This is a genomic window from Acinetobacter sp. UBA3025, assembly GCF_002367915.1.
Lineage (GTDB): Bacteria > Pseudomonadota > Gammaproteobacteria > Pseudomonadales > Moraxellaceae > Acinetobacter.
In genome coordinates this window covers 1-10,573 of record NZ_DFDO01000244.1, presented here as the reverse complement: position 1 = coordinate 10,573, position 10,573 = coordinate 1, and the positions used below count along the sequence as shown (strand labels likewise).

General features: G+C 45.0%; 9 protein-coding genes and 1 riboswitch. Of the genes, 8 read left to right on the top strand and 1 reads right to left on the bottom strand.

Going from position 1 to position 10,573, the window contains the following annotated elements:
* Together B4J23_RS10420 and lpxC are read left to right on the top strand one after the other, a co-directional pair.
* On the top strand, nt 1-673 hold a 673-nt coding region (locus B4J23_RS10420), incomplete at its 5' end, for a cell division protein FtsZ (RefSeq protein WP_414631572.1).
* A gap of 126 nt (nt 674-799) precedes the next feature.
* A complete protein-coding gene (lpxC, locus tag B4J23_RS10415) occupies nt 800-1,702 on the top strand; it encodes a UDP-3-O-acyl-N-acetylglucosamine deacetylase (RefSeq protein ID WP_034170289.1) in 903 nt (300 codons plus the stop codon).
* Between the two features lie 99 nt (nt 1,703-1,801).
* Here the strand turns inward: lpxC and B4J23_RS10410 are convergent, their stop codons facing one another.
* The gene (locus B4J23_RS10410; protein ID WP_004781492.1) at nt 1,802-2,242 is read right to left on the bottom strand and encodes a DciA family protein; all 441 of its coding nucleotides are present in this window, start codon (nt 2,240-2,242) and stop codon (nt 1,802-1,804) included.
* Between the two features lie 110 nt (nt 2,243-2,352).
* Between B4J23_RS10410 and B4J23_RS10405 the strand changes: the two genes are divergently transcribed.
* The 6 genes from B4J23_RS10405 (at nt 2,353) to B4J23_RS10380 (ending at nt 10,458) form a co-directional block, all read left to right on the top strand.
* Nucleotides 2,353-3,042: a M23 family metallopeptidase gene (locus tag B4J23_RS10405; protein ID WP_034170247.1), complete on the top strand. Its 690-nt coding sequence runs from the start codon at nt 2,353-2,355 to the stop codon at nt 3,040-3,042.
* 357 nt (nt 3,043-3,399) lie between these two features.
* Nucleotides 3,400-6,102, top strand: coding sequence for a pyruvate dehydrogenase (acetyl-transferring), homodimeric type (aceE, locus tag B4J23_RS10400; RefSeq protein ID WP_180011097.1), 2,703 nt, complete (start codon nt 3,400-3,402; stop codon nt 6,100-6,102).
* Between the two features lie 2 nt (nt 6,103-6,104).
* Complete coding sequence (locus tag B4J23_RS10395; protein ID WP_291360487.1) at nt 6,105-8,132, top strand: 2-oxo acid dehydrogenase subunit E2; 2,028 nt, start codon at nt 6,105-6,107, stop codon at nt 8,130-8,132.
* Between the two features lie 88 nt (nt 8,133-8,220).
* A riboswitch (yybP-ykoY riboswitch) is annotated at nt 8,221-8,362 on the top strand.
* A gap of 72 nt (nt 8,363-8,434) precedes the next feature.
* Nucleotides 8,435-9,010 carry a TMEM165/GDT1 family protein gene (locus B4J23_RS10390; protein ID WP_125279169.1) on the top strand — a complete coding sequence of 192 codons (576 nt, stop codon included), beginning with the start codon at nt 8,435-8,437 and terminating at the stop codon, nt 9,008-9,010.
* A 186-nt stretch (nt 9,011-9,196) separates the two neighbouring features.
* Entirely contained in the window at nt 9,197-9,994 is a 798-nt protein-coding gene (locus tag B4J23_RS10385) for an MBL fold metallo-hydrolase (RefSeq protein WP_291360485.1), read from the top strand.
* Between the two features lie 98 nt (nt 9,995-10,092).
* A complete protein-coding gene (locus tag B4J23_RS10380) occupies nt 10,093-10,458 on the top strand; it encodes a YkgJ family cysteine cluster protein (RefSeq protein WP_291360483.1) in 366 nt (121 codons plus the stop codon).
* The last annotated feature ends 115 nt before the right edge of the window (nt 10,459-10,573 follow it).

Sequence of the window (10,573 nt, the reverse complement as noted above, 5' to 3'; positions counted from 1 at the left end):
CCAGCGCCTGCTAAAAGTGTTCCGTGACATCTCGATGAAAGATGCTTACAAGAAGGCGGATGACGTTCTGTTAAATGCAGTACGCAGTATCTTTGATCTCGTGGTACGTCCAGGTCATATCAACCTTGACTTCGCCGATCTGAAAACTGCAATGAGTACACGTGGTTATGCCATGATGGGTGTAGGCTTGGGTCGTGGTGAAAACCGTGCACGTCAGGCAGCAGAGCAGGCGATTCGCAGCCCATTACTGGATAACGTCACCATCATGAATGCCAAAGGTATTCTGATTAACGTGACGGGTGGTGATGACGTAACCTTCGGTGAAATTGAAGAAATTACTGATGTTGTAAACCAGATCGTGGATCTGGACGAAGGTCAGGTCTTCTACGGTACAGTATTTGATCCGGATGCACGTGATGAAATCAGCGTAACGGTGATTGCGACTGGTTTGACTCGCCATGCTGCAGATTCGGTTGAGCCAACTAAACGCGCGAATGTACAGGCAGCACGTCCATCATCATCACAGGCAGTAGTTGAAGATGATGATGTTCCAGCAATTCAGCGCCAGCAAAATGAAGCAGGTACAGCAGCTAATCCTGCAGCTTCAGTTTCTAGTCCGCGTCCAACGCCTATGAGCATCCAGGATTATCTTAAAAATCAACAGCGTAAGTAATATGTAACAGCATGTGTTTACGATGATTGCACAGAAAAGGTGGCTTTAGAGCCACCTTTTGTTTTTTATCAATGGCCAAATATGCTAACGTATAGCGGTTTTATTGGTGAACAGATGATAAAAAGCATGTTGAAACAACGTACCCTGCAACGTATCGTGAAAGCGAGCGGAATCGGTCTTCATAGTGGGCAGAAGGTTATGATTAACTTTGTGCCACACCACGCCGATGGGGGCATTGTGTTTCGTCGTATTGATCTGGATCCACCTGTCGATATTCCTGCGGATGCCTTATTGATTCAGGAAGCTTTCATGTGTTCGAATCTGGTTCAGTCAAATGCCAAAGTGGGTACGATTGAGCATGTGATGAGCGCCATTGCGGGACTGGGCATTGATAACCTGATTATTGAAGTGTCAGCTTCAGAAGTTCCCATTATGGATGGCAGTGCCGGACCTTTCATTTATCTGCTCATGCAGGGCGGCTTGCAAGAACTAGATGCACCAAAGAAATTTATTAAAATTATTAAACCTGTTGAAGCCCTGATCGATGATAAACGGGCGATTTTCAGCCCACATGACGGCTTTCAGCTAAATTTCACTATTGATTTTGATCATCCTGCCTTCAAAAAAGAACATCAGTCTGCCAGCATCGATTTTTCTACAGAAACCTTTGTTTATGAAGTCAGTGAAGCGCGTACATTTGGCTTTATGAAAGACCTTGACTACTTGAAAGCCAATAATCTGGCTTTGGGTGCAAGCTTGGAAAATGCCATCGGTGTAGATGAAACCGGCGTGGTCAATGAAGAAGGTTTGCGTTTCTCGGATGAGTTTGTACGTCACAAGATTCTGGACGCAGTAGGTGATTTATACCTGCTAGGCCACCAGATCATTGCCAAATTTGATGGTTACAAATCAGGGCATGCTTTGAATAATCAACTATTGCGTAACGTGAAAAGTGACCCAAGCAGCTATGAAATTGTAACATTTGATGACGTAACTCAATGTCCAATTAGTTATGTAACTGTGACATAAGTCCTTGTCTTTGTGTCTTTGTGTTATAACTTAGCTGCATCTAATGTGACACCTGTCACATAAAAACAACATTGGAATTTATTACATCTCATTGCAATGTTACTTTTTATTGCTTGCCAAACGTAGTAAAGCTTGGCTAAGCTTAGGGTCGCTTATAAAGTCAGCAGCACCGCGAAGTAATTCCTGTGTTTCTGGACTCAAGGCTCTTTCAGATTTTTCTGGAACCGGTTGAACAGGGGATGGATTCCTTAAGCAAACCTGGATTTTAGTGAGATCTTTTAATTCGTTTATTTGAGAGAGTTGTGAGATGTATTGCTTTTGAAGATAAGCCAATTGAGAAATCATGGCTTGGTTTTCACCAGTAATCGTTAACACACCATTTTGATAGCAGGCAACTTGCCATTGTTCGGGTTGAGGCAATAGCGGTTGTACGAGTTTCGTAAGCTTCTGCCATGCAGAAACTTGTGATGAGAGAAACGAAAAGTTTCCTGTTTTTATCTGTTTTCTTGTTTTTTGAAAGACGTTGACAGGTTCCGACATACATAATTCCTACATGTTTATGTCTTAATCTTATGCGCTTCTTAAAGTGGATATCAAGGAAGAGATCTTCAAGAAACTCGATTAGCAGTTTAGAGAGGTTTTTTATGCATATGCCTATGCGACGTATCCTATTGGCATTTTCTATTTCGGTTTCAGCTGCTTCAGTAGCTTTTGCAGATTTAGTGGATCTGAATCAACAAGATGCTACACCTGACCGTCTTGAGCAGTTAACACGTACTTTATCGCAGGGTTCTTATACCCATCCTGAAGATATTGATATTCCCGCACAAACCAAATTAAATGTTCAGCTACGTGAAAAACCGGTTGAACTGAATAATCAGACCATTGCTCAAAAATATGGCAATTCTTCATCCAGCAAAGTTGCATCTTCAAATAACCCTTATTCATGGTTAGTAGCTCATCCATTACCCGACATGAAGCGTGTCAGCTCAAATTTTGGCGGCCGTACAATGGGTGGCCGTGCTGAAAATCACTCAGGTCTAGACTTGGCTGCTGCAAGCGGTACACCGATCTACGCAACTGGTCCTGGTATCGTAACCAAATCGGGTTGGGGTACAGGTTATGGTCAGTATGTCGAAATTAACCATGGTAATGGATACCTTACTCGTTATGCCCATGCTTCACGCTTGATTGCACGTGTGGGAGATCAGGTGCAAGCTGGTGATCATATTGCGAATGTGGGTTGTACAGGTCGTTGTACTGGTCCTCATCTACACTATGAAGTTGTAAAAGATGGTCAACGTAAAAATCCTTCAACTTATTTAGCAATGCTGCCTTAAGCGTAAAGCGTAGCTTTGCTCAAAATAACTGAAATACTTTAATACGTCTGATACTTGATACTCATAAAAAATCAATCAAACCACTTTTAAGGCAATTAGGCTGAACATTTCTTCCAGGGAGTAGAGAAGGAGTTCGGTCTAATTGCTTTTAGATCTTATATTATCACTGAGAATTATAACTGTCGTATAAAAAATCGCCATTATTGACTTCTTTTTGTTACCTTGTGTAATAAAGTGTCAATGGATATTTAGATAATAAATAGTACTCCAGAACCGCATTCAGCCAAGGCCATACCTGCATAAGCCGTAAATATGATACATATAAGTGATCAATTTGGCTTTCAGGAACTGTAGATTATGGCGTTTTATGGAGATACCGACGCTCAAGAAACCCAAGAATGGCAAGACGCTTTTGACTCTGTTTTGCAGCACATGGGAACCGAGCGCGCCGCCTTTTTACTTGAAAAACTTTATCAACGCGCAATTGCCAAACATGTTCCTATTCAGCGTTTAAATACTCCCTACTTAAACACTATTTCTGTAGAAGAACAACCTGCGATGCCGGGCGACCAGGATATGGAGCGCCGTATTCGCGCGCTGATTCGCTGGAATGCTTTGGCAATGGTGCTTCGCGCAAATAAAACCGGTGATGACCTGGGTGGTCACTTGGCCAGCTTTGCTTCATCTGCCACTTTATATGATGTGGGTTTTAACCATTTCTTCCGTGCCAATAACGACAGCTTCGGTGGCGACCTGATTTACTATCAAGGTCACTGTGCACCGGGTATTTATGCCCGCTCATTTTTAGAAGGCCGCTTAACTGAAGAGCATCTGAATAATTTCCGTCGTGAAGTCGGCGGCAAAGGCTTGCCTTCTTATCCTCATCCTTACTTGATGCCAGACTACTGGCAGTTCCCGACGGTATCGATGGGTCTGGGTCCAATCATGTCGATCTATCAGGCGCATATTCAGAAGTATCTGATGAACCGTGGCCTGATTAAGGAAGAAGACCGTAAAGTCTGGGCTTATCTGGGCGATGGCGAAATGGATGAGCCGGAAAGCCTGGGTGCGATTTCACTGGCGGGTCGTGAGAAGCTGGATAACCTGATCTGGGTGGTGAACTGTAACTTGCAGCGTTTAGATGGTCCGGTACGTGGTAATGGCAAGATCATTCAGGAACTTGAGTCATTATTCCGTGGTGCTGGCTGGCGCGTGATTAAAGTTGTCTGGGGTCGTCATTGGGATCCGCTACTGGATAAAGACAAATCTGGTGCACTCAAAGCGATTATGGAAGAAGCAGTAGATGGTGATTACCAGCGCTATCAGGTGAAAGGTGGTGCTTATGCACGCGCACATTTCTTTGGTAAATATCCAGAAGCAGAAGCTTTGGTTAAAGACCTGAGCGATGAAGATATCGATAATCTGAACCGTGGTGGTCATGACCCGTATAAAGTCTTTGCTGCCTATGCAGAAGCGACTAAGGCCAAAGGTCAGCCAACGGTCATTCTGGCGAAAACAGTAAAAGGTTATGGTCTGTCTGATGAAATTGAAGCGGTGAACAAGACCCACCAAATCAAGAAAATGCAGCTGGAATCATTGAAATACGTACGTAACCGTTTCAACTTGCCATTTACTGATGAACAACTGGAAGAAATTCCATTCTACCGTCCAAGTGAAAACTCGCCTGAAATTAAATATATGAAGGCACGCCGTGAGGCACTGGGTGGTTATCTGCCGGCACGTCGCAAAGAAAGCGAATCTTTACCGATTCCTGAGCTCTCTGTTTTTGATGCTGTGCTCAAAGGTTCAAACGGTAAAGAACAGTCCACCACCATGGTCATGGTCCGTCTCATCTCTGCCTTATTAAAAGAGAAAGCAATCAAGGACCGTGTGGTACCGATCGTGCCAGATGAAGCGCGTACCTTTGGTCTGGAAGGGATGTTCCGTCAATTGGGGATCTATGCAGCGCATGGTCAACAATATACCCCTGAAGACCAAGAACAGTTGATGCATTACCGTGAAGCCAAAGACGGTCATATGCTACAGGAAGGGATTAACGAAGCCGGTGCAATGAGTGCATGGGCGGCGTTGGCGACCAGTTATTCAACCAATAACCTGCCAATGATCCCAATGTACATGTACTACTCAATGTTCGGCTTCCAGCGTATTGGCGATATTGCCTGGGCAGCAGGTGATGCACAGGCGCAAGGTTTCTTGCTGGGTGCAACCGCTGGCCGTACTACCTTAAATGGTGAGGGCTTGCAGCATCAGGATGGTCATTCGCATATTCTGGCCAATACCATTCCGAACTGTGTCTCTTATGACCCGTGCTTTGGCTATGAGCTTGCCGTGATCGTGCATGATGGTCTGCAACGTATGTATGTGAATCAGGAGCGTGTGTTCTATTATCTGACCCTGATGAATGAAAACTACGAACATCCGCCAATGCCGCAAGGTGCAGAAGAAGGCATCAAGCGTGGTATGTATCTGCTGGAAGAAGACGAAAAAGCGACGGTTCAGTTGATGGGTTCAGGCGTGATTCTGCGTGAAGTGATCAAGGCCGCAAAAATCCTGCGTGAGGAATATCAGATTCATGCCAATGTCTGGAGCGTGACCAGCTTTAACGAACTCGCTCGCGATGGTATGGCATGTGAAGAATATAACCGCCTGCATCCACTGGCTGAAGAAGCGAAAGAGCCATGGGTGTCTCAGCAGTTACGTGACAAGGACGGTATTGTGGTATCGGCTACCGATCACATGCGTGCCTATAGCGAACAGATCCGTGCCTATCTTCCAGATAGCCGTCCATTCGTAGCCTTGGGTACCGATGGTTATGGCCGTTCAGATACCCGTGGCAACCTGCGTAGCTACTTTGGTGTCGATGCTGCACATATTGTCGTAGCAACCTTGAAGAAGCTGGCAGATGAAGGTGAAGTCGATGCACGTTTAGTGAAAGATGCGATCTCTAGCTTTGAGTTAGATACTGATCGTCCGGTGGCTTGGGCGCCACAGGCGACCCCGGAACTGCATGCTGTTGCTGACTACAAAGAGGAGAACTAATCATGCAAATTACGACTCCAGATATTGGTGTAGATAAGGCAACTGTGGCAGAAATCCTGGTGAAGGTGGGCGATACCATTTCTGTAGATGAGAGTATTGTGCTGCTGGAATCGGATAAAGCCTCTGTTGAAGTGCCAAGCACTTCAGCAGGTGTGGTCAAAAATATTCTGATTAATCAGGGTGATGAAGTATCTGAAGGTACTGTCCTGATTGAACTGCAGGCTGAAGATGATGCCGGTACGGTAGAAAGTCAGGAAGCTGATGCTGCTGACAAAACTTCGGAAAATACCCCAACTGAATTGCCTGATGAGGAAATTCTGCAGGAAGTGGCGACACATCAGCCTAAAGCCTCTAGCCAAAGTGAACAGTCCTCTCAATCGGTTTCTACATCTACTGTAGAAGTGAAATTGCCGGATATTGGCGTAGAAAAAGCCCTGGTGGGTGAAATTCTGGTTCAGGTTGGCGATGAAGTTGAGGTGGATCAAAGCCTGGTCGTGGTTGAATCGGATAAAGCAACAGTTGAAGTACCAAGTACGGTTGCAGGTACTGTGGAAGCGATTCATATTCAGGAAGGTGATTCAGTCAAAGAAGGAGTGCTGATTCTGACAGTGAAAACTGCAGATTCGGCACCAGCTGCTGAGCAAGCAGCGCCTCAAGCGGCAGAAAAGCCGAAAGCTCAAGCAACACCTGAAGCCAAAACTGAAACAGCGTCACAACAGGCGGCATCCCCTGCAGGCGATATTGAAGTAAAAGTACCTGACTTGGGTGTAGACAAGGCTGCTGTAGCAGAAATTCTGGTACAGGTCGGTGATACGGTGGAGAAAGACCAGAGTATCATCGTGGTCGAATCGGATAAAGCGACAGTAGAAGTGCCGAGCACGACTGCCGGAGTGATTAAGGCGATTCATGTTGAGCTGGGCCAGAGTGTTTCTGAAGGTGTGGCACTGATTACGATTAAAGCTGAAGGACAAGCATCACCTGCTGCAGCTCCAGCGGAAAAATCAGAAGCACCTGCAGTCAAAGCTACGCCTGCACCAGCCACAGCTCCAAAAGCTGAACCTGCTGCGACACCTGAAACGCATAGTGCAGACAAGCTCACCAAAGAGCAGAACGCTGCCAATGCCAAAGTTTATGCTGGTCCTGCTGTGCGTAAACTGGCTCGTGAACTGGGTGTGGTATTGGCAGAAGTGAAAGCTTCTGGTCCGCATGAACGATTAATGAAAGAAGATGTGTTTGCATATGTGAAAGATCGTCTGACTGCACCGCAAACAACAACCGCACCGGTTGCAGCTACAGCTCCTGCTGGCTTGCCAAAACTACCTGATTTCAGTGCTTTTGGTGGGGTAGAAGAGAAAGCCTTGACGCGTCTGCAACAGGTTTCGATTCCGCAGTTATCGTTAAATAACTACATCCCACAAGTGACCCAGTTTGATGCAGCCGATATCACTGAGCTGGAAGCTTGGCGTAATGAGCTGAAAGGCAACTTCAAAAAAGAAGGTATTGGCCTGACCATCATGGCTTTCATTATCAAGGCTGTAGCTTATCTGCTCAAAGAAGAGCGTGAGTTTGCCGGTCACCTGTCTGATGACGGTAAATCGGTATTGCTACGGAATGAGATCCATATGGGCATTGCGGTTGCGACGCCAGATGGTCTGACTGTTCCTGTATTACGTAACCCGGACCAGAAGTCGATCAAGAAGATCGCTATTGAGCTCGGTGAGTTAAGCCAGAAAGCGCGTGACAAGAAATTATCACCTAAAGATCTGCAAGGTGCGAACTTTACCATCACCAGCTTAGGCTCAATTGGCGGTACAGCATTTACGCCGTTGGTGAACTGGCCGCAAGTGGCGATCTTGGGTATTTCTCCTGCGACCATGCAACCGGTATGGAATGGGGAGGGCTTTGATCCACGTTTGATGCTGCCACTGTCACTGTCTTATGACCATCGCGTAATTAATGGTGCCGATGCTGCACGCTTTACCAATAAGCTGACCAAGCTGTTAAAGGATATTCGTACACTCTTGATCTGATTCATGAATGTATGAAAATAAAAACCCTGCTCCGGCAGGGTTTTTTTATATGACAATTTGTAAATATAAACACGCTTGGCTATAATGGGCGCACTTCATTGGGGAGTAGCCGCCTTTTGCGCAAAGCAGAAGGGTGATGGTCAACATATTTGCTCAACAGGGCATGGTCATCATAGCAAAGAACCAAATAAGCTTCTCGAAGCTTTCTTTTGTTGGCAAGACCTTTGATTTACCATTCTGCAGATTTTGGCTGGCGGGAAGGGTGAATCATCGGTAGAAAATGCCAGCCAGAGAAAGACCGCATGTACGAATTCCTGCTTTCCACGGCCATCGTTGCACTTGCCGAAATGGGTGATAAAACCCAGTTACTGGCTTTGCTTCTTGCAGCACGTTTCCGCAAACCGACACCGATTTTAATTGCAATTTTACTGGCAACCCTGATTAACCATGGTCTTTCAGCAGCTCTGGGGCAATGGGTCACTACCGTTATTGGGCCAGAAATTCTGCTGTGGATTGTGTCAGTCGGTTTTATTGGGATGGCAATCTGGATGCTGATTCCGGATGAATTAGGGGATGAAAACGACAGTATCAATAAATGGCAAAAGTACGGCGTGTTTGGGGCGACTTTTGTACTGTTCTTCCTGGCTGAAATTGGCGATAAAACCCAGATTGCGACAGTGGCACTGGCTGCACGTTTTGACAGTGTGCTTTGGGTGATGATGGGAACCACCGTCGGAATGATGATTGCCAATGCACCTGCGGTATTTATCGGTGATAAACTGGCGAATAAACTGCCCATCGGTCTGATTCATAAAATTGGCGCCAGTATTTTCTTGATCATCGGTATAGGCACCTTGGCACAACATTATTTATTTTAAAAATAAAAATCAATTTCGTATAAATCCTGAGCTAAAAACTCGGGATTTTTTATTGTGAAATTGTGCTCAATTTACTGATAAATAAAGTGATATATCCAGTTTTATTGATTGTAAGTTCATTTAATTCCCTATATGTTATATGCCTATAGAAAAACCATCCTAAACGAATAAAATTGGGGATTACTGATGGCCTTCGAGCGCACCACATCGCAAGTCTTGTTTGATAATGGGACACATAAATGTATTAGTTTTACCAGTCTCGTTAAAGGTGAAGGTGTCCAGGCAAACCAATTTCTGATTTTAGACAATGAGCGTGCTGCAGTACTTGATCCGGGTGGTGATTTAACCTATGTACCGTTGACCATGGAACTGAACCGCTATACCCGGTTGAGCAATCTGGATTATGTGATGGCATCGCATCAAGATCCGGACATTATTACGTCTATGCCGCGCTGGCTGGTCTATACCGAAGCCAAAGTCGTGGCTTCCAAGCTCTGGGCGCGATTCTTGCCACATCTGAATTCAGCCTTTATGAGTGACCGTATGAAAGGTAACTGGCTGGATCGTCTGGTTGAATTGCCGGATCATGGTCAGATCGTTCCACTCGGTCAATCCAGTATTATTGCCATTCCAGCGCACTTTTTACATTCAGTCGGTAATTTCCAGTTTTATGACCCCATTGCTAAGATCCTGTTTTCTGGTGATATGGGGGCATCAATGGTCGAGGATGCTTCAAAACCACTGGAAAATTTTGCGGCGCACATTCCGAAAATGAAAGGATTTCACCAGCGCTACATGTGCAATAACAAGGTGATTCGTTTATGGGTACAAATGGTACGTACCATGGATGTAGACATGATTGTGCCACAACATGGGACACCATTTGTGGGTAAAGAGCAGATTAACCAGTTCCTGGACTGGATTGAAACACTAGAATGTGGCACTGATTTAATGGATGAAACTGTTTTTACCTGTCCTGAATAGTTCAAGAAAATTTTAAATTTTTCCTTGAGTAGAAAAACAACATTTTTTATATTTTCCGCCTGCAAAAAAACTTTTTTGATGACGAGAATTTATAAGAAATGTTGTCTCAAGTTCCTACACAAGATGCATGTTTAAGTTGTGGCGCATGTTGCGCCTATTTCAGGGTTTCATTTTATTGGGCAGAGGGGATTCCCATGCCTGAGCACTATACTGAGCCTGTCACTTCCGTCTATTCATGCATGGCGGGAACCAATCAGAAAAATCCACGCTGTATAGCACTCGAAGGTACCATTGGCGAACAGGTGAGTTGTGGCATGTACGAACTACGTAGCTCATCCTGTAAAGAAGTTCAGATCGCTGATGCCCAGTGCAATAAGGCACGGATGGCACACAATATGATTCCATTCATCCAGATTGAGCCGGATGAAGCCGAAAATGATGATAATTTCGAACGAGTAAGCTAAATCCAAACTCAAGATTTAAAAAGCAGGGTATGGACTCTGCTTTTTTATGGGAGAAAAAATTAGTAAGGGATTTTGTAAACCGAATAAATATGATGACTACTCTGGCATATTTAAA

Coding starts and splice junctions, on each gene's coding strand:
- B4J23_RS10380 (WP_291360483.1), top strand. CDS start 10,093: ATGTTGTCTCAAGTTCCTACACAAGATGCATGTTTAAGTTGTGGCGCA.
- aceE (WP_180011097.1), top strand. CDS start 3,400: ATGGCGTTTTATGGAGATACCGACGCTCAAGAAACCCAAGAATGGCAA.
- B4J23_RS10410 (WP_004781492.1), bottom strand. CDS start 2,242: ATGTCGGAACCTGTCAACGTCTTTCAAAAAACAAGAAAACAGATAAAA.
- B4J23_RS10390 (WP_125279169.1), top strand. CDS start 8,435: ATGTACGAATTCCTGCTTTCCACGGCCATCGTTGCACTTGCCGAAATG.
- B4J23_RS10405 (WP_034170247.1), top strand. CDS start 2,353: ATGCCTATGCGACGTATCCTATTGGCATTTTCTATTTCGGTTTCAGCT.
- B4J23_RS10395 (WP_291360487.1), top strand. CDS start 6,105: ATGCAAATTACGACTCCAGATATTGGTGTAGATAAGGCAACTGTGGCA.
- B4J23_RS10385 (WP_291360485.1), top strand. CDS start 9,197: ATGGCCTTCGAGCGCACCACATCGCAAGTCTTGTTTGATAATGGGACA.
- lpxC (WP_034170289.1), top strand. CDS start 800: ATGTTGAAACAACGTACCCTGCAACGTATCGTGAAAGCGAGCGGAATC.